18 protein-coding genes and 2 tRNA genes are annotated in these 18,451 nt (G+C 65.3%); 7 read left to right on the top strand and 13 right to left on the bottom strand.

What is annotated here, in order from left to right:
• The first annotated feature begins 574 nt into the window (after nt 1–574).
• Nucleotides 575–1,258 carry a metal-dependent hydrolase gene (locus VT84_RS01805; protein ID WP_052561062.1) on the top strand — a complete coding sequence of 228 codons (684 nt, stop codon included), beginning with the start codon at nt 575–577 and terminating at the stop codon, nt 1,256–1,258.
• Here VT84_RS01805 and VT84_RS01800 read toward each other — a convergent pair.
• From VT84_RS01800 to VT84_RS01785, 4 genes are all read right to left on the bottom strand, one after another.
• Entirely contained in the window at nt 1,255–1,557 is a 303-nt protein-coding gene (locus VT84_RS01800) for a hypothetical protein (protein ID WP_052561061.1), read from the bottom strand. The two genes, VT84_RS01805 and VT84_RS01800, sit on opposite strands and share 4 nt — an antisense overlap.
• An 18-nt stretch (nt 1,558–1,575) precedes the next feature.
• Nucleotides 1,576–1,647, bottom strand: a tRNA-Arg gene (locus tag VT84_RS01795).
• Nucleotides 1,648–1,651: 4 nt separating this feature from the next.
• Nucleotides 1,652–1,736 (bottom strand) — tRNA-Ser (locus tag VT84_RS01790).
• 65 nt (nt 1,737–1,801) lie between these two features.
• The gene (locus VT84_RS01785) at nt 1,802–2,911 is read right to left on the bottom strand and encodes an N-acetylglucosamine-6-phosphate deacetylase (RefSeq protein WP_052561138.1); all 1,110 of its coding nucleotides are present in this window, start codon (nt 2,909–2,911) and stop codon (nt 1,802–1,804) included.
• Nucleotides 2,912–2,997: 86 nt separating this feature from the next.
• Between VT84_RS01785 and VT84_RS01780 the strand changes: the two genes are divergently transcribed.
• The gene (locus VT84_RS01780) at nt 2,998–3,711 is read left to right on the top strand and encodes a hypothetical protein (RefSeq protein WP_157469093.1); all 714 of its coding nucleotides are present in this window, start codon (nt 2,998–3,000) and stop codon (nt 3,709–3,711) included.
• 59 nt (nt 3,712–3,770) lie between these two features.
• Here VT84_RS01780 and VT84_RS01775 read toward each other — a convergent pair whose 3' ends face one another.
• Nucleotides 3,771–5,390: a serine/threonine-protein kinase gene (locus VT84_RS01775; RefSeq protein ID WP_082838281.1), complete on the bottom strand. Its 1,620-nt coding sequence runs from the start codon at nt 5,388–5,390 to the stop codon at nt 3,771–3,773.
• A 91-nt stretch (nt 5,391–5,481) separates the two neighbouring features.
• Nucleotides 5,482–7,053, bottom strand: coding sequence for a serine/threonine-protein kinase (locus tag VT84_RS01770; RefSeq protein ID WP_082838280.1), 1,572 nt, complete (start codon nt 7,051–7,053; stop codon nt 5,482–5,484).
• An 87-nt stretch (nt 7,054–7,140) separates the two neighbouring features.
• On the opposite strand from VT84_RS01770, the gene VT84_RS01765 reads away from it, so the two are divergent.
• Entirely contained in the window at nt 7,141–7,515 is a 375-nt protein-coding gene (locus VT84_RS01765; RefSeq protein WP_082838279.1) for a sirohydrochlorin chelatase, read from the top strand.
• A gap of 40 nt (nt 7,516–7,555) precedes the next feature.
• Here the strand turns inward: VT84_RS01765 and VT84_RS01760 are convergent, their stop codons facing one another.
• From VT84_RS01760 to VT84_RS01730, 7 genes are all read right to left on the bottom strand, one after another.
• The gene (locus VT84_RS01760) at nt 7,556–8,590 is read right to left on the bottom strand and encodes a DUF1464 family protein (RefSeq protein ID WP_082838278.1); all 1,035 of its coding nucleotides are present in this window, start codon (nt 8,588–8,590) and stop codon (nt 7,556–7,558) included.
• A gap of 13 nt (nt 8,591–8,603) precedes the next feature.
• Nucleotides 8,604–9,242, bottom strand: coding sequence for a PEP-CTERM sorting domain-containing protein (locus VT84_RS01755; protein WP_082838277.1), 639 nt, complete (start codon nt 9,240–9,242; stop codon nt 8,604–8,606).
• A 72-nt stretch (nt 9,243–9,314) separates the two neighbouring features.
• Nucleotides 9,315–10,190 (bottom strand): NADP-dependent methylenetetrahydromethanopterin/methylenetetrahydrofolate dehydrogenase, encoded by an 876-nt coding sequence (locus VT84_RS01750; RefSeq protein ID WP_052561051.1) that lies wholly within the window; start codon nt 10,188–10,190, stop codon nt 9,315–9,317.
• Between the two features lie 86 nt (nt 10,191–10,276).
• Complete coding sequence (gene fae / locus VT84_RS01745; protein ID WP_052561050.1) at nt 10,277–10,774, bottom strand: formaldehyde-activating enzyme; 498 nt, start codon at nt 10,772–10,774, stop codon at nt 10,277–10,279.
• 180 nt (nt 10,775–10,954) lie between these two features.
• Nucleotides 10,955–12,796: a DUF1501 domain-containing protein gene (locus tag VT84_RS01740; protein WP_082838276.1), complete on the bottom strand. Its 1,842-nt coding sequence runs from the start codon at nt 12,794–12,796 to the stop codon at nt 10,955–10,957.
• Nucleotides 12,793–13,026: a hypothetical protein gene (locus VT84_RS01735; RefSeq protein ID WP_052561049.1), complete on the bottom strand. Its 234-nt coding sequence runs from the start codon at nt 13,024–13,026 to the stop codon at nt 12,793–12,795. Before VT84_RS01735 ends, VT84_RS01740 begins: the two co-directional genes overlap by 4 nt.
• 56 nt (nt 13,027–13,082) lie before the next feature.
• Nucleotides 13,083–13,676 (bottom strand): DUF2760 domain-containing protein, encoded by a 594-nt coding sequence (locus VT84_RS01730; protein WP_052561048.1) that lies wholly within the window; start codon nt 13,674–13,676, stop codon nt 13,083–13,085.
• Nucleotides 13,677–13,951: 275 nt separating this feature from the next.
• Between VT84_RS01730 and VT84_RS01725 the strand changes: the two genes are divergently transcribed.
• The 4 genes from VT84_RS01725 to VT84_RS01710 all read left to right on the top strand — a co-directional run bounded on the left by VT84_RS01725 (nt 13,952) and on the right by VT84_RS01710 (nt 18,421).
• Nucleotides 13,952–14,794 carry an SDR family NAD(P)-dependent oxidoreductase gene (locus VT84_RS01725; RefSeq protein ID WP_082838275.1) on the top strand — a complete coding sequence of 281 codons (843 nt, stop codon included), beginning with the start codon at nt 13,952–13,954 and terminating at the stop codon, nt 14,792–14,794.
• 4 nt (nt 14,795–14,798) lie between these two features.
• A complete protein-coding gene (locus tag VT84_RS01720) occupies nt 14,799–15,197 on the top strand; it encodes a hypothetical protein (protein ID WP_082838274.1) in 399 nt (132 codons plus the stop codon).
• A gap of 16 nt (nt 15,198–15,213) precedes the next feature.
• The gene (gene asnB / locus VT84_RS01715; protein ID WP_082838273.1) at nt 15,214–17,217 is read left to right on the top strand and encodes an asparagine synthase (glutamine-hydrolyzing); all 2,004 of its coding nucleotides are present in this window, start codon (nt 15,214–15,216) and stop codon (nt 17,215–17,217) included.
• Nucleotides 17,218–17,293: 76 nt separating this feature from the next.
• Nucleotides 17,294–18,421, top strand: coding sequence for an ABC transporter permease (locus VT84_RS01710; protein ID WP_052561045.1), 1,128 nt, complete (start codon nt 17,294–17,296; stop codon nt 18,419–18,421).
• Nucleotides 18,422–18,451 lie beyond the last annotated feature (30 nt).

The raw sequence follows: 18,451 nt of genomic DNA, 5'->3' as shown, positions 1-18,451 counted from the left end.
GGGCGAACGATGGCCGCACCACAATTTAGCCCCGAGAAGCTCCAAGGGCCTCGCGATCCGGGCGCAAATCGTTTCCGAACACACGTTCGGCAACGACGACCCTGGCCTGTGTGGACCTCCGAACCTTCGAGCAGGTCGCCCCGAAACAAGGTGATGACGGGTGTGGCGAGTACGGGAACGGTGCGGTCCTTTGATGGCGCCCGAGGCCCAGGAACGATACTTCCACCAAGCGCCTCGTCGCACGTTCGTGGCCGGTGGGAGTGCGTGTAACGGTCGATCCGTCAGGTACTTCGTTGACTCCGAGCCGAGCACTGGCGCCTCGCACGCGGTCCGTTGCGTATCGTTGCGCCGTGCGGTACGCGCGGATGAGTCGGCGCGGCGGGTCGTAATGTGCGGCACGGCAGCGTGTGGGCGAGGTCGTACAGGTACTGTCGGAGTTGAGCACCGGGCGCGAACGCGCCCCGCAGCGTAACCTTTCCAGGGCCGGTGCCCGCGACCCGGCTAGACCGCGGGCGCCCGGAGGTGGTAAAAGAGCGTTCTCACGGACGCACCGAGAATTGGCCGGAGGAGAACCGTGGCCGGATTTCGCACACACATTACGGTGTCGAGTGCCCTGGGCATCGCCTACGGCGGGTTCGCGGTACAGCCCGTGGGGTTCACGACCGAGGCCGGGGTTCTCGCCGCCGGGGTCACCGCCGTGGGCGGGATGCTCCCCGACCTCGACAGCGATTCCGGAATCCCCGTGCGCGAGATGTTCGGGCTGCTCGCCGCGGTCGTGCCCCTCATGCTGGTCCCGCGCCTCATGCACGCGGGCGTCTCGCGCGAGGGCATCCTCGCGACGCTCCTCTTCGGCTACCTCTTCATCCGCTACTTTGTGGCGAACGTGTTCAAACAGCTCACGGTTCACCGCGGGATGTACCACAGCATCCCGGCGATGTTCATCGCGGGGTTGTGCGTGTACCTGGCGTACCCGGAGCGCGGCGTGCGCATCCTGCTCAGCGCGGGCGTGATGGTCGGGTTCCTGTCGCACCTGGTTCTGGACGAGATCTATTCGGTGGACTGGCGTGGGTTGAAGCCGAAGTTGAAAGCCTCAGCGGGAAGTGCGGTGAAGTTCGGTTCGTCATCGATCGCAGCGACCGGGACGTGTTATTTGCTGCTCGGCGGGCTGATCTACCTCGCGTACCTCGACTTCAAGAAGAACGGTGGCGACCTGAGTTGGTTAGAGGGGTTCGGGACCGGTCGGGCTCCGGGCGGTTAATCTTCCACCGCGACAACTTTACCAATCACTGCCGAGCGCGCGACCCAGCCGTTGATTTTACCGACGTTATTGCCGATCAGCAGTTGATCGCCCTTCGCGTCTTTCACGATGTGCAAAAGGAACCCGCCGCGCCAGGCGACCAGCACTGCGTCGTCGACGTTCACCGCGAGCGGATCGACCGGGGCAATCGTGACGAGCTGGCCGCTTTCAATGCGCCCGCGCATCGAGCCGCCAGTGGGCCTGACTTGCACCGTTCGGCCCGCGGTAAGACCCGCTCGCGCGTCGTTCACCCAGCCCATTTCGCGCCCTCGCGACAGTACCCCGGCCAGGAGTCGAACCCGGAACGTCTCGTTAGGACCGAGATGTGATGTCCGTTTCACCAACGGGGTGCAGCGGAAGGGACAGGATTTGAACCTGCAAGGGCTTGCGCCTCGTCCGCTTTCCAAGCGGGTGCCTTCGCCAATCGGCTCGCCCTTCCGTGTTCTGCGAAGACGGACAGGCAGGCCGCGTGAAAGGTTCGCTGCGCGATCTGAAATGCCGGGCCTAAAAGACCTCGCGAACGGCGATCTCGCCGCCCGGTTTCCAGTCGAAGAGCATGAGGGACGCGGGCGCGCCCGTTTCGATTCGTGTGACCGGCAGCCCGAGGAGCTTACGCGGTTGCACGGACGCCAGATCGATCGCGTCCTTTAAGCTCATCCCGGTCATCCGAATCACGTTCGCGACACACGTATCGGTGAAGTGCCCGCTGCCGGCGAGAAACGGCGCCCCCGCGACCACGATCTTGCCCGTGGGCAGAACTTCCAGGTCCGTGCCCCACTCGCGATACTTGCCGGGCGGCATTCCGGCCAAACTCCCGACGTCAGATGTAATCAGCAGTCGATCAAGGCCCTTCATGCGGCTGAAACACTTCACCAGCGCCGGAGGCAGGTGATAGCCGTCTGTAATGATGCTCGCCCACAGATCGTCGCACGCGAGTTGTTCCCAGATGTAGTTGTCGTGCCGCGGGAGGACCGCGTGGCACCCGTTACCGAGGTGTGTACTCGTGCGGGCACCCGCCGCGACCGCGTCGCGGATCTGCTGACCAGTGGCGGCCGTGTGGCCGATCGCGACGACTACGTTTGCCGCAGTGAGCCGCTCAATGAACGCGAGCGCGCCGGGGCGCTCGGGCGCGAGCGTGACCATGCAAATCCGTCCACCGGCCGCGTCCTGCCAGCGGCGGAACTCGTCCCAGTTCGGGTCGCGGGTGTGTTCCCGGGGGTGCGCGCCGCGCGGGCCGTCTTCACCGGACAGGTACGGCCCTTCCAGGTGGAAGCACGGCATGAGGCGCGCGAGTTCGGGGTCCGTATCGAGCGCCCGAGTGAGTGTGATGAACCCGTGGTGTAGGGCCTCGAAACTGTTCGTCACGAGCGTGGGCGCGAACGCACCGATACCGTGCCGCCGGCACACGTCCGCCACTGTACGCACCTGGGCGGGCGTGAGTGCCGGTGAGTTGAAACTGGTACCGAGGCACCCGTTGATTTGCGGGTCGAAGAACGCGGGCGCGATCCACACGTCCGGCTTCTGGTCAGAGACATTCACGTCTGTGATGCGCCCGCGCGCGACTGTGACCGCGATCGGTTCACTTGTGGCGTAGTGACGGGCGTGAAGGATCATCGATTTTGCCATTGGTGCGGGCGAACCGGCGCAGGTAGATTAAAAAGTTGGAGTTTGCACTTCACTACGTGTTTCGGATGAACACCATGCCGCGGTACGCGCTTCTGGTGCCCACGATCTTGTTCGCGGCTCCCCTGTTCGCCGCTCCGGTGCCCCCGGCTCCCAAGGGGGACGATCCCGTTGTACCGTCTGCCGCCAAGCTCCTCCAGAACCGCAAGGTACAAAAAGAGCTGAAAATGACGGCCGAGCAGCGCATTGTCGTTCTCGACGGCCTGGCGGATCTCGATGAGGAGTACGAAAAGAAATTCGAGCAGTTGTCGCGTGCGCCGAACCCGGCCGAGGACGCTTACGACAAACTGGACAAGGAACGCAAGCAAGGGGTCGACCGGTTGCTCACGGAAGTGGCCACGAAGAGCCTGACCAGCGCGCAGCGAAAGCGACTCGCTCAGCTCGATCGGCGCGTCCAGGGCATCGGGGCGTTCAACGACCCGCGCGTGCAGAGCGTGCTGCAACTCACGGACGCCCAGAAAAAGAAAGTCGCGGAACTCGCAGAGCGGCAAAAAAGCGAACTCACCCGCTACTTCGACAACCTCGGCAATGAGGACGACGTGAAGCGGAAATCGGACCTGCTCGAGTTTCGCAAGGACATGCTGAAACAAGTGGACGGCATACTGACCGCGGACCAGAAGACCGGTTGGGCGGTGCTGCTCGGCGAAACCGCCACCGGGTTCGTGCCCGATGAACTCTGGATCAAGATGGAAGACGAGATGGACCTGCCTCTACCGGGCATCGCGAAGTAGGTTCCACCAACCGGTAAGGGTGTTCGCTCCCCCTATTCTTGGCGAGCACCCGCTTGCGCTCACTTTTCTTCTTCAGTCGATTCCGGTTTACGGCGCAGCGCGCGCGCCAGGCCGTAGCCGATGCCGACCGCGGACAGCACGCCTGTTGCCCCCACCGCCAGCATGATCCAGTCGCGCCGGTCCGGTTGCCAGAGCGGGCGCGGTGGAACCGGTGCAGGGAGTGCTTGGGGAATCGCTTGAGGGATCGCAAACGGTTCCGTGACCAGTTCGACTTCAACCTCTTCGACTGCCGGGATGGGAATGGGGAGCGGAAGGGGCTGCGGTGCCGGCGCAGCCACTGGTACGGGCATCGGCACCGCGCGCGAACCGCCGGGCTTGGTCGGCTGTGGCGTCGCGCCGCTTTTGTGTGAGGAAGCTAGTTTGGGCGCCGCAGCCTTCGATACGGCGCTCGGTACGGGAGCTTTCGCAGGTGCGGGGACACTCGAGTGGGGCCGCACGACTGTGTCTTGGAGCAACTCTTTGGGTTGAGGCAGGTGCGCTTCGCTCGCCAGCCAGTCTTTGTAAGCCGGCATCACCTTCGAGGGCGTGGCGGGGGCGCCGGTGGTGTCGAACGGCTTCAGCGCTTCGGCCGCTTCTGCGGGCGTCTGGAACCGTTCGTTCGGCGATTTCGCCATGAACCGATCGAGCACCTGTTGGAACCCGAACGGAAGACCGGTTACGAGTGAGCTGATCGGCGCCGGGGTTTCGGTCGCGTGCCGGAGGATCTGGGCCATGATGTTCGTTTCGGGGAACGGCGTGCGCCCCGCGACGCAGTGGTACAGCACACACCCGACGCTGTAGATGTCCGCCCGGATGTCGGCCGCGCGCGCGTCTTTCGCCTGTTCCGGGGCGAGGTAGTCCGGCGTGCCCAGGACCGACCCTTCTTGCGTGAGTTGCGTCTCGATCTGGGCTTCCGGCATCTCGTCGTCGAAGAGTTCGCGCCCGAGTCCGACGTCCAGAATCTTCGCGGTCGCGTCCCAGGTGGTGTCGGGTTTCCCCTTCGCCGGCTCCGGGGTGAGCATGATGTTGGCGGGCTTCAGGTCGCGGTGGACCATGCGCCGATCGTGCAGGTGCTGGAGCCCGTCGAGTACCTGACGCACCAGGCGCGTGGCCTCGGCCCACGGCAACTGCTTGCGTCGATCCAGCACTTCGCCGAGGGTTTCGCCCTCCAGGAACTCCATTGCGATGTAGTGGATGCCCGAACTGTCCCCGACCTGGTACCCCCGCACCACGTTGGGGTGATCGAGTTGCGTCAGCAGCCGGGCCTCGCGCTGGAACCGGCCCAGCGTGTGCGGGTTCTTGGCCTTCGATGCGGGCAGGATTTTGAGCGCGACGAGCTGGCCGAAGTTGTGAACGGCCTTGTACACGCCCCCCATCTGCCCCTTACCGATGCGGTCGAGGATCTTGTAGCCGTCCAGAAAGAACCCGTCGGTGCGCCCGCGCTGGAGGAGCGCGGCCTGGTAGTCCGTGAGGCACTTCCGCGCGACGAGGAACCGGCGGAACGAGTCCACGCGCTCGTCCGATCCGGGGCGATCTTGCTGCCACTGGCGGTACTGGGCTTCGATTTCCTCTGGCGGCAGCAATTTGCTTTTCGCGATGAGTACCCGGTACTCGCGCGCGGTCGTGGCGGGTGTGGCCATGAGTTGAGACGTGAGTAGGAATCGGAATCAAAACGGGTTCGCGAATACGAGAAGCAGAGATCGTGCCCGGCTCCGCTCCTCACCGCCCATTTCACTTCTTTCGTGAGTCGTCGACCATCTGGCGCACGACCGGGTCGCCCTCGGCGAGCGCGATCAGCGCGTCCCGGATCGCCCGGGCGTCGGCGTCGCGCCCCTGCGCGTCGAGTTCCTTCGCGCGATCGAGGGCCGCGCGCACGGGGTCGCGGTCGAGCGGCTGGCGCGCGGGGCGGTTGTTCGGTTGGGTCAAGAACGTCACGCCGGCTCGAGAAAGAGCCACCCACCGTTCTTCGCTCTTCACCGAACCGAACGCCGTTACGACCCCGTCCCACGTGGCGCGTGCCTGTGCGACCTCACCGGCCTGAGCGTACCGCAGCCCCCGGAGGTACCCGCGTGCGGCGTCCGTGCGCGGATCGACTCGCGTACCGTCACCGATCGCGTGGCGCAAGTCCCGGCGGTCTTTTAGCTTCCGCCTTGCATCGGCTACCTCGTCCTTATATCGGTCGGGGTACTTTCGCGCAAGCGGGTCCAGGTACTTCTCCGCCGCGTCCCAGTCGTCCGGGTTCTCGGATTCGATCAACGGGCGCGCTGCGGTGAACAGCTCGTCGGCGGATGGCGAGGGCCACGCGAATGGGAGCACCAGTGCCGCGATCGCGAGCAAGAACAGTGGAATCACGACCACGGGGCGTTTGAACAGAGGGCGTGGCTCCTGTGGCGCATCGTTTCCCTCGCCAACGCCCCCCAACGCCGCGGGTAGTGCCGCCATTTCCGCGGTGTCGGGCGTGATCTTTGTGGGCCAAGTGAGCTTTTCGCCCTTGCGTTCCAGCTTACCGCGAATTCGTTCGAGTTCTTCGAGCAGTGCGCCCGCGGTACCGGGTCGGCGCGCCGGGTTCTTGTCCAGGAGCGTGCAAATAAACTCGTCGATCTCGGGCGGGAGATCGTTCACCAGGAGCGCCGGGCGCTCGGGAAGCGTGTAACACTGCTTGTGCATTAACTCGACGACGGACCCGGCCGAGAACGGCGGTCGGCCGGTGACGAGAGTATAGAGAACGCCGCCGAGCGAGTACAAATCGCTGCGCCGGGTGAGTGGTTTCCCGCTCGCGGCTTCGGGCGGCAGGTACGCGGACGATCCGATCGCGGGGGCGTGGTTGGGCGGAGGGGAGAATACTTTCGCGAGGCCGAATGCCAGCACCTTGAGCGTGCCGTCGGGCATAAGAACGAGGTGCGCGGGCTTGAGATCCCGGTGAAGCACGTTCCGGTTGTGGGCGTGCTTGAGGGCGCGGGCGGCCTGTACCGCGATGCTGAGTACGTCGCGCCACGGCAAGCGCCCGGCTTCGAGGCGCTTCGCGCAGTCTGTGCCGGCCACGAACTCGGTAGCGACAAACGCCAGCCCGCCGTGCGTCCCGCAATCGAGCGTTTTGGCGATGTTCGCGTGGTCGAGGCGCTGGAGCGGGAGCAGCTCCGCCGACAGGCGCTGGACCGCGGCCGGGTCGCGGACCTCGGTGAACACTTTGACCGCGGCAATGCGCTCGGACTCGTCGAACCCCCGGGCGCGGTACACCACGCCGAGCGGTCCCCGCCCGATCTCCTCTTCTGCGAACCAGTTGCCAACGCGCGCTCCGAGCATGCGACTAATATAGAAAAGCCCGTTCGTCCCAACCGCTTCTCTAAAAATACGGGACGAACCTGTTGCGCCGCACCCCTGGAGAGTTCCGTGCCAACCGCGCTTTTGCTCATCGCACACGGGAGCCGTCGGCCCGAAGCGAATGCGGACCTGGAGTTCGTCGCGACCGCCCTGCGCGAGCGCGGGCGGTACCCGATCGTCCGGGTGTCGTACCTGGAACTGGCCGAACCGAACATCGAAACAGGCGGCGCCCAGTGCGTGGGAACCGGCGCGACGGACGTGATCCTCGTGCCGTACTTCCTCTCGCCCGGTGTCCACGTCGCCGAAGACCTGACCGAAGCACGCGACACATTGGGCGCGCGCTTCCCCGGCGTGCGCTTTGTGCTCGCGGAGCCGCTGGGCCGGCACCCGTTGTTGGTGGATGTGGTGGAGCAGCGTGCGAGTGAGTCTTTGGGCAGGCGGTGAGTTAAGTCCGGAAGGACACCCTACAATCGCCCTCGATCGCTCACTCCGGTCGTTCGCCCAAGGCAAACCACTCCCGCACTTCTGCCGCACGCGGGTGAGCGAGCCAATCCAGCACGGTCCCGCTCGCTTCGCGCAACTTCAGCCACTCAATCAGCGGAGCGAACGTACCCCCACACAGCCCCTCCGCGATCAGCGTTGCGCCCTGCGCGGCGTGCTTCACCCACGCGCCCGGAAGGTCGCCCGCGTAGTGCAATCGATAAAAGCTGGAGGGCAGTTCGCCGAGAGCTTGTTGCACGAGGTCCGAATCACTGCGGAGCAGGCTACCACCGTAATAAACGTCCTGGAACCCGTGGATGTTGAGTAACCCAGAGACGGTCTTGGTGAACGATTCGCGGAACGCCGCGCGTGCCGTTTCGCGGTCGGGGATGTTAGCCACCCCTCCGCGGAAGAGGTCCATTTTCTGGAGCGGCGAGAGCAGGTACGCGGTTTCGCCGTCCCACGAACCGCCGCTCCGGGCGCCCAGTGCCCCGCACGTTCCGCCCAATCCGTCGACGATCTGTTTGTCCTTAAGAACCACCAGTGCGGTGAACGCGGAGCCGAATTCCACCGCGAGGGCCGGTTCGTCGCGATTGTGCTGTGCGAGCGCCAGAGCCGCGACGCATAGTTTGTCTGCGGTGCCGAGATCGATTTTGTTCAGTTTCCGGTGAACGGGAACCGTCGGGAGGTGGATGACACCGGGTAGGAACACTACGGGTAGCCCGGAGTCGCGCAGCGCGCGGACCATCGCGGAGAACCCGCCAACGCCGCCCGCCCCCCGCTCATCGGGGCGCACCAGCGACATCAGATCGAGTTGCGCGTCCGTGCAATCCGCCGCGTGTACAAGAGGCAGTCCGTAACCTGATGGTCCCGCGATGAGGTCGAACGGTCCCTCGGCTCGGAGCCACTGCACGGGAATGGTCGGGTCGGCACGCAGTTCATCCGGTTCGATGCGCACCTGGGCCACGACGCGCCCGTCTTCGAGTGCGAGCATGTCGAGCGACGACGATCCCGGGTCACAACCGGCTACGCGGGGCATGAGAAGAGTCCTATCAGATCCGCCGTAGCCGGCGCAGGCCCGCTAGAGGAGCCAGTCCCAGTGCGAATAGCGCGAACGTGCCGGGTTCCGGGCTGAGTGTGGCCGGCACGTTCGGGCCGACCCAGACCGAGAGCGCGGGCAGTTCGGACGTGTACTGCCCCTGGCTCCCCGGTCCCCAAATCGTGTAATCGTTACCGCCGAGCGTGACCTTCTGGACGCCCCCGAACCAGAAGTACGTGGTCCCGCTCCACTGGCCGTTGCCGTACACGTTGTACATGTGGGCGCGCCCCCACGCCGAGAACTCCGCGGACTCGCCGGAGGCCACGTCCGTGAAGCAGTAATCGACGCGGAAGTAGCCGTCGTTGTTCCAGTGGGTGGTGCCGTCCGGGTGGATGTCGATCGGCGCCGGCTGTGCCAGGCGCGTGGGATCGTAACCGACTAGAGGGACGACTGTCGGGGCACCGGTAATGGGATCGAACGTGTTGCACATACTGGACGGTTCGAGTGAATAGAGCGCGGCGGAGATCGCGGGCGTTCCCGGCTGGACCTGTAAGTTGGTCGGGGTCAGTTGGAACTCGATCGGCCCGGCGGAGCACAGCGCGGGTGCGCAGAACAGCCCAAAGAGAACGAACACGAAGCCTCGAACGCGCATCAGCCGCTCCTGGTGGGGTGGGCGGCTGATGATCAATAATCGGTGCGCGCGAGTCAACCCGAATTGCGCACCTTACGGCAACTGCAGCGCGAGATTGTACACTTCTTCGACATCCAGAACCGCGTTGTTCGACTCGAAGAGGCGGTTGACCGCGGCCCGGTGGATCTTCATCTTGGTGCCGCCGACGCCGAGCGCGCCGTAGCAAATGTGCCCGTCGCGGTCGGCTCCCTTGTCCGGAAGCTCGACGCCCTCGATCCCGGCCGGGGGAACACCGTTCAGGTCGATCGCCACTTTCAGTGACTTGCACCCGAGTCGGAGTTTCCTGGGGAGCAGCACCGCGCCTGCGGCGCCCGCGGCGACCACCAGGTTGCGCCCATCAAGTGCGACCGGGGCATCGGAACTGGAAGCCACGCTCACGGCCTGGATGTCCGCACCGGGGACGTGCGCGCGGATCACGGCGCACACCGCTTCTGCCCGTTCCTTTTGCCGGGAGCCGAGCCGAACGTTCCCGCCCGCGCGGGCCAGTAGTCGCGCGACCCGCTGACCGACCGGTCCCGTCCCACCGAGCACGAGCGCGTTCGCGCGGCTCAGGTCGAGGTGCCGGCCGGCGGCGCGCACGGCAGCCGCGGCGGTGGTGTTCGAGCCGTTGGAATCGAGCATCAGCGACACGCTCAGCCCGTATTGCGGGATGAGGTGTTTTTTGACCTCCGCGAGCACCGCTTCGCCTGCATTCACGTCGGACCCGCCGACGAAGATCGCGGTCCGGCGCAGGTCAGCCCCGCCGCGCGTGAAGATGCACCCGTGAATGAGCGGCATCACGTTCTGAGGCGTCACCCCGCCGTAGCTGAAAATGTGCTGAACGCCCGCGTCCACCGCGACGACGCGGTCGAACACGCTCGGGAGCGGGTCGGTATCGAGTTGGACGAGGATTGTTGCTTTTTCGGACATAGTGAAGAGAGGGGTGAGCGGGTGAAGGGGTGAACGGGTGAGAAGACGAGTTCGGGAGTCACCCCTTCACCCCTCCGCGTGCAGCGTTACTTCGGGCTGAACGGGTGCTTGACGCTGTCCTTCTTGGCGAGGATGTCGGCGATCTTCGGCTCGCCGGTCATCGCGCACTTGATGGCCAGTTTCGTGGCCTCGTAGTTGTACTGGTAGATCTTGGTGTCGTCGGCCGCGTCCCAGTGGATGAACACGCCACACACGATCACGTAGTCGTCGGCCTTGCTCGCCGGGATCACGCCTTCGGCGACGCTGTCGGCGACCGCACGGGCGACCGCGGCCTGGGCCGGCCCGAACATCTGAACGGCCTGCTTCGCGCCCTTGATGGTGACCTTGGTGATCATCACCGTGGCGGGCTTACAGATCAGGTTCGGGGTGACGACTGCGAGCAGGCTGGAGTGGCCCTGGCTCTGGGTCGCCAGCGCGTTCGCGAACGCGACGCCGACCGGACCGGTCTTTTCGCCGATCAAGAGGTCGATGTGCGCGATCTCGTTGCCGTCGCCGACCAGACCTTCGCCGATGAACATGGACATTGAAACGCCTCGGTGGTGAGAGGGAGTAACTCGTGGACCGACGGCGTAGATGGTAGCGGCACAGCGCGTGAAGGCAACCACGAAGGCCGAAGAATACGGGTTCGACCCGCACCGGCGCAGGCCACGTGTTCCAATTCGGGGCAAGGAACACGCGGCCTGCGCGAGTGATTACGGCGGTCGTTACGCGAGAACTTCGCGAATCGGATTCCCCCACGGGCACAGGGTGAACGGCCGGGAAAGGCGGTCCCGCAGTTCGAGATCGTGTGGCACGCCGAGGCACTCGTAAATTGTGGCGATCACGTCCGCCGGCGACACCGGGTTGCGCCCGGGCTTCGCGCCGATCTTGTCGCTCGCGCCGTGGACGTACCCGCCCTTCACCCCGCCCCCGGCGAGCACGAGCGAGTAACAGAAGTTCCAGTGGTCGCGCCCGCCCCCGTTCGTGTTGATCTTCGGCGTGCGCCCGAAGTCCCCCACCACCACGACCAGCGTGCGCTCCAGCATCCCGCGCGCGTCGAGGTCGTCGATCAAGGCGGAGTACGCCGAGTCCAGTTGTGGGAGCAACTCACCCTTGAGCTTCGTGAAGTTGTTTCCGTGCGTATCCCAGGTCGCGTTCGCGTCCGGCGCCCAGGACACGCACGCGACGCGGGTGCCGGCCTCGATCAGCCGGCGCGAGAGTAGTACGCTTTGGCCGTAAATGTTGCGCCCGTAAGCGTCTCGGAGTTTGCCCGGTTCGCGGTCGATGCGCACGGCTTCGCGCATCGCGGGCGCGGTGAGCAGGTCGTAGGCCTTCGCCCGAATTCCCTCCAGGTCGGGGTCGGAACTTGTGGCGCGGGTGGCGCTCAACTTCTCTGAAAGAAGCTTGCGCGCGTCGAACCGCGACGGGTCGATGTCCGGCCCCAGCGTGAGTTCGGGAAGCGCGAAATCGGCCGCGTTCGGGTCGCGGAGGACGACGAGCGGGTCGCGCGGTTTCCCCAACCACCCGCCGAAGAACCCGGGCTGTGGTGGGCCGCCGGCGCCTTCTTTCGTGATGTACGGCATGAGTACGTGCGGCGGGACCGCGGTCGCGGGCGGGCGCTGCGTCCCCACAACGGACCCGATGCACGGGTAGTCGTCGGGCCGCGCCCCGCCGCCGATCTCACCGCGGTCGTGCCCCGTGAGGGCACAGTACACGGCTGCGGCGTGGGCGTTGTTCACGCTGTGGTGCGCGGAGCGGATGAGCGAACAGCGGTGCATCCGGCGCGCGAACTTCGGCAGGTGCTCGCCGAACATTACCCCCGGCACACTCGTTTGAATCGGCTTGAATTCCCCCCGTACCTCCGCCGGCGCATCGGGCTTCGGATCCCACATATCGAGGTGGCTCGGCCCGCCGTTCAGGAAGATTACGATGCACGCATCCGCGGTCGCGGCGGTGTTTTTTCGTGCTTCCTTCGCGCGGAGTAGTTGCGGGAGCGAGAGCCCGAAGTACGAGGCGGCTCCGGCCTGGATCATCTGGCGCCGGGACAGGCGCGGACCGGGGCACGCAGGGAGGGAGGGCATGCGGTGGACCTTGAATGGGAGTGGTCGGCGGGTGAGTCGATTGTGCGGTACCCGCGCGCGAAATGCAAGCGCGAGGTTTAGTGCCAAAACTGCCACCAGCGCTTCGGCGCGTCGAGCGCGACCGCGTGCGAAGTCGAGCGTGAGGACGAGGTCGCGGAAGAAGTCCAGACCGAGGAGTCCGTCGATCATGACGCCGGGATCGAACGGGAACCAGAGAACCGGAAACTCGGTGCGCACGCGACCAAGCGCTTGAATACGGGTGACTGGTACCATCCCGGCCCGGGTTGAGCCGCTTCCGGTTCTGGCGATGCGCCGCGCTGCGGGCGGCGGTTCGTGGTACCCGAGTAATTCGAGCACGTGCGCGGCAACAGCCGTTCGCGTTGCGCCCGTATCGACGCCGAAACGAAACAGGTGCGTCCCGGTCGGTCCGGTGAGCACGACCCGAATTAAGACCAACCGGCCCGTCGGATCAAATGCTTCGCTCATAGGACGAAAAGTACGTCTTCGGGAATCGGGCCGGTGTAAAATATCGCAACGTCGCGCGGGACGGGGAGCGATTCCGCGATCTGGTATACGGCGCCGCGTTCGGCGCCGTGGGCCGCGACGATTCCGCCCACGGCGAACCCGTCGCGCCCCTTTTTCAGCTTGTCCACGAGTACCCACTCGTTGGGGTACTTGGCCTCGATCTCGGCCATCGTCAAATACGGTTCGACCATGCGGCACCTCCGCAACCAGTATCTCACGTTCCGGGACCGGGGCCAAGCGAGCGCGACTACGGGATCTGCACTTCGGCCGGTTGCAGCACGAACTCGTCCGCGCCCTCGGCCGGGGCCGCGAGCTTCATCTCCTTCACGCGCCAGCCCGGGTGCTGGATCGCGCCCTTAAACGGCGGTTCTCCGGTCACGTTCCCCACCACCCGGACCGCGGACGGGTCGAACCCCTTCGGCACCGTTACCTGCTCGTCTTCGTTGCCGGGCAGGACCGGTTCGAGCACCAAGTGCTGTTTGAGTGCCGCTTGCGCCTTTTTGTGGACCTCGCGAACCGCCTGACCGATCTGTTCGTCGCTCGCGCCCTGGATGTCTTCGAGCAGGAAGTCCACCAACCGCGACTCCGCCTGGAGCAGCGCGAGCATCCGCAACGGCGCGCCGCTCGGTTTCACGGGCTTCGGCGGTTCCGCGGTCTTGACGTCCCCGCCGCCCAGAATCGCCTGGAGCTTGGCCGCGAACGCCGCGTCCTGGTTCGCCCGGCCCGCGACCGAAAGCCCTGTGATCGCCTTCCCCAATCCCCCGGCCCGGGCGATCGCAAGCCCCAGTGCGGCGAGGAACCCGAGCGGCAGGCCGATCGCTAATCCGATAACAATGTCCATTTTTCCCCTCGTAGTTCGGTCGGTCGCGGGTGCCCCTGTGCACGCACTTTAACGATACCGATGAGCACTTTCGGCCACGATTTCCGTGTCCGGGCACGCGAATCGCCGCTGTTATACGGATGGGCGGGCTGGGTGAACTGCGTTGGCACTACCAGTTATTAAGGCAGGTCTGACGCTTCTGGGGGCCGTGCGGCTCTGGCGAATGGGACCGATAACACTAAAATGCCCGAATAGATTTGATGTGCTGTGTGTACCGAAGACGATGAAGGGTGAACATGCGCCGGGACGTGCGCGGGCGGGTTGTGCTGGTCACCGGGGCCTCGCGGGGCATCGGGCGCCGCGTCGCCGAACGGCTCGCGAAACTCGGCGCAATTCTCGCCCTCACCGCACGATCGGTTGACGATCTGACCACGCTCGCGGAGGCTCTTAAAGCGACCGGGGCGCGGGTGGAGGTGTTCGCGGGCAACCTCACAAAGTCGGAAGACCGCACGCGGATCGTATCTCAGACCGTTGAGTGTTTCGGTCGGCTGGACGTGCTGATGAACTGTGCGGGCGTGTGCAGCTTCGGCGAGTTCAGTTCGTCGAGCGAGGACGTCGTGCGGAAGGTGCTGGAGGTGAACTTCTTCGCCCCGGTCGAGATGATCCGCGTGGCCGCCCCGCACCTCACCCGCAGTTTCGAGACCGCACGCGACGGGTGGCGCCCGGCGATCGTGAACCTCGCGAGTATCTGTGGGCGCTGGGGCATCCCGTCGATGTCCGAGCACTGCGCCAGCAAGCACGCATTCGTCGGGCTGACGGAATCCCTGCGTGGCGAGTTCGAGCGGTTCGGGATCGACGTGCTCCTTGTACTCCCGGGGCTGGTTCGGAGCGACGATTTGCAAAAACACTTGCTCCGAAACGAGGGGAAGATCCATCTCAACTTCGAGGGCGCTCAGCCGTCCGACGAGGTCGCGGATTCGGTCGTGCGGAGCTTGCTGAACAACCGTGTGGAGCGGGCGGTCGGGTTCGCGTCGTGGTGGGTCTGGTTCGGGAAGCGGATGTTCCCGCGCGGGGTGCGGTTCTTCATGCAGCGCAAGGTCTGGAAGTACGCGCGACGGGAGCGGGCCAAAACGGTGTAGTGCAATGGGAATGGGATTCGAGATCGTTGACGTCACGTTCACGAACCCCGCCTTCCTCGCGCTCACCGGTGCCGAGCGGGCGGACGTCGTGCGGCGGTTACTGGCCGATCCGGTGATGGCCGAGTTCAGCCGGGTGTCGAAGCGGCGCGGCCGGCGGATTTTTTGGCGGAGTTTCGGCTTACTCCTCGCGCTGTTCTTCGGACTGGATTTCGTTCGCCGCGAGGTGCCGTTTTCCTCAACGATCTATGCCGTGAGCGTACTCGGGCTCAGTGCGCTGTGGGCGGTTGGCGAAGTGTGGTTGTGGGTTCGGTGGATGAAACGGGAGTCGACCCGGCGGATGCAGTCGCTCCTCCAGGTAGAACTCGGCCGCGTGCGTATCAAGAACCGACTGCCGAAGGACTAACAACGAGGCGTTTTGCATGTGTGGGATCGCGGGGATGTTCGACCTGAGCGGCCAGCGGCCGGCGCCGGCAGGCGTTGTGCATGCCATGGCGCGGGCCATCTACCACCGCGGCCCGGACGAAGACGGGTACCTCGAGCGCCCCGGGTTGCACATCGCGAACCGCCGGCTGTCGATCGTGGGGCTCGCGGACGGCCAGCAGCCCATCGCGAACGAAGACAAGAGCGTGTGGACCGTCTTCAACGGCGAGTTCTTCGATTACAAGGAGAAGCGCGCCGCGCTCGAATCGAAGGGGCACGTCTTCCGCACGCACACCGACACCGAACTAATTCCGCACACGTGGGAAGACCACGGCGCGGACCTGTTACAGCATCTGAAGGGCCAGTTCGCGATCTGCGTGTGGGACAGTCGCACGAACGAGGTGCTGCTCGCCCGCGACCGCAGTGGAATCTGCCCGCTGTTCTACACGGTCGTCAAATACGACGGGTCCGATTGGCTTTTGTTCTCTTCTGAGATGAAGGGGCTGCTCGCGTCCGGGCTCGTCGAGCGCCGGGCGGACTTGCAGGGCCTGAACCACATTTTCACGTTCATGGCGATGCCCGGGCCGACCACGGTCTTCCAGGGCATCAAGTGCCTCGCGCCGGGCCGCTACCTGCACTTCAAACTCGGTCAAACGACGGTCGAACAGGCGACGACCCAGAAGACGTACTGGCAGATCACGTACCCGGACCGCGGGCACGAGGACTACGGCACCGACGAGAAGAAGCTCGTGGACGGCTTCGAGGAGGTGCTGTTCAAAGCCGTCCAGCGCCGCGTGTGGGCCGACGTACCTGTGGTGTCGTACCTCAGCGGGGGCGTCGATTCGAGCCTCGTCGTCGCGATGGCGAACAAGGTGATGGGGCGCCCCATCCCGACGTTCACCATCTCCGTGACCGACAAGAAGCTCAACGAAAAGTCCGAAGCGCTCCAGGTCGCGAAACACCTCGGGTGCGACCCGGTCGTAGTGGACTGCGGACACGACGAGCTGCGCGCGGGCTACCCGGAACTGATTGCCGCGGCCGAGTTCCCGGTCATCGATACGTCGTGCCTGGGGTTGCTCCACCTCGCGCGCTCGGTTCACCAGCAGGGGTACAAGGTTGCTCTAACCGGCGAGGGCGCGGACGAGTGGCTGGCCGGGTACTCGTGGTTCAAGATCCGCAAACTCGTCGGGTGGATGGACAAGATCCCGGGGCTGCCGCTCGGCTTCGCGGTGCGCCAACTCTTCCAGATGGTGAACGGCCAACCGCGGTTCCCGTACACCTCGTACCGCAACACGATGCGGCACATGGGCGGCTCGAACGGCTGGCTCGACGTGTACGGCCTCGTCAGTACGAACAAGCTCCGGTTCTTCACCGGGGCCGCGCGCGACGCGCTCCTGGCCCGATCGCCGCTCGAAGACCTGGAGATCTCACCCGACCTGTACCGGTGGCACCCGTTCAACCGGCAAATGTACTTCGGCGGGCGCGTGATGCTGCCCGGCCACTTGCTCGCGAGCAAGGGGGACCGGATCGCGATGCACTCGTCCGTCGAAACGCGGTACGCCTTCCTGGACGAAGACGTGATCGCGTACATGGCGAAAATCCACCCGCGCTGGAAGCTCCGCGGGGTGATGAACGACAAGTACATCGAGCGCAAGGTCGCGGAGCGCTGGCTGCCCAAGGAGATCGCGTGGCGGCGGAAGAAGATGTTCCGCGCCCCGATGGACAGTTGGGCGGACACGGGCGCCGCAGGCCGCGGACCGAACGCGCGCCCGGCGGAGTCGTGGATCGATCAGGTGCTCTCGCCGGAGTCGATCCGCAAAGCCGGGTACTTCGACCCCAACGCGGTCGAGAGCGCCCGGCAAAAGCTCGCGAAGCCCGGAGGCGGGTTCGCACGCACCAGCGTCGAGATGGGGCTCACCGGGGTGCTCGCCACGCAACTGTGGCACCACCTCTACCTGGACGGACAGTTGTGCTCTTTGGAGTCGAAAGTCGCGAAGCCATAAGGCGTCTCGTGTGGCGACCGGTGGCCCGAGTGCTTTCGACCTTGTCTTGTGACGGTGACCTTACGGCGTTCGACCTATGTCCTATGCCCTTCAAACACTCTGGCACGAGCGCTCGCGGTACGCTTCCGGCGTGCTGGCGGTCACGTTCTCGGCGGTGCTCATCGCGCTCCAGTGCGGACTGTTGCTGGGGCTGTTCAAGATCACCTCGATCCCCGTGGACAACACCACCGCGGACCTGTGGGTCGGGTCCACGGAGGTGCCGAGTGTGGATTTGGGGAAGCCGATCCCCACGTCTTACGTGTCGCGCGTCGCGGGGATGCCCGGGGTGACCGACGTCGAACTCTACATCGCCCACTTCGCGAATTTCACCAAGCCGGTCGGTGGGACCGAGCTGTGCTACCTCCTGGGGAGCAACCTGGACGAGGGGGCGGTCGGATCGCCGGTGGTCCTTAGCCGCGAGCAACGGGACGCCCTGACCGAACCGAACAGCATCATCGTCGACCAGTCCGATGTGGGGCGCCTCAAGTTAGATACCCCCGACGGCAAGGCCAAAATAAACGGCAAGGAAGTGAAGTTGGTCGGCACCGTGCGCGGGCTCAAGAGCCTCGCGGCGCCGTGGGTGTTGTGCAGCACGCACACTGCCCGGCACCTGCTCGGGTTCATCATGCCCGCGGAGCACGTGACGTATCTGCTGGCGAAGTGTGAATCGCCCCAACAGGCCAAGAAAGTGGCGTCCGAACTTCAGAACCAGTACGGCACCGAGATGGGGGCGTACACCGCCGAGGACTTTTCCCTGCGCTCGCGGTGGTACTGGCTCCGGCGCACGAAGGCCGGCATCGCCATCGGCTACGCGGCTCTGCTCGGCCTGTTCGTGGGTGCCGTGATTACCGCGCAAACGCTTTATTCCGCGACCACGGCCAGCGCTCGTGAGTTCGCCATTTTGCTGGCACTCGGGATTCCGCGGTGGCGGATTTCGCTGATGGTGCTGGGGCAGTCGTTCTGGGTCGGGTTGGTTGGCATCGTGCTGGCGTACCCCGTGTGCCAGGGGTTGCGGTACGCCGCGCGCCAGGTCGGTGCGGACGTGGACCTCCGCTGGGAGGTGCTCCTGGGTACGGCCGTTGTGACTATTGGTATGGCGCTCGTTTCCGGCATCTTCGCGCTGCGGAGCGTCCGGCAGATCGAGCCGATATCGCTGCTGCGTTAGCGCGAGGGTGGTCGGTGGCTCGACGGCTGC

Source organism: Gemmata sp. SH-PL17 (assembly GCF_001610855.1).
Lineage (GTDB): Bacteria > Planctomycetota > Planctomycetia > Gemmatales > Gemmataceae > Gemmata > Gemmata massiliana.
The sequence above is the reverse complement of the archived record's forward strand: the minus strand, read 5'-3'. Positions and strand labels throughout refer to the sequence as shown.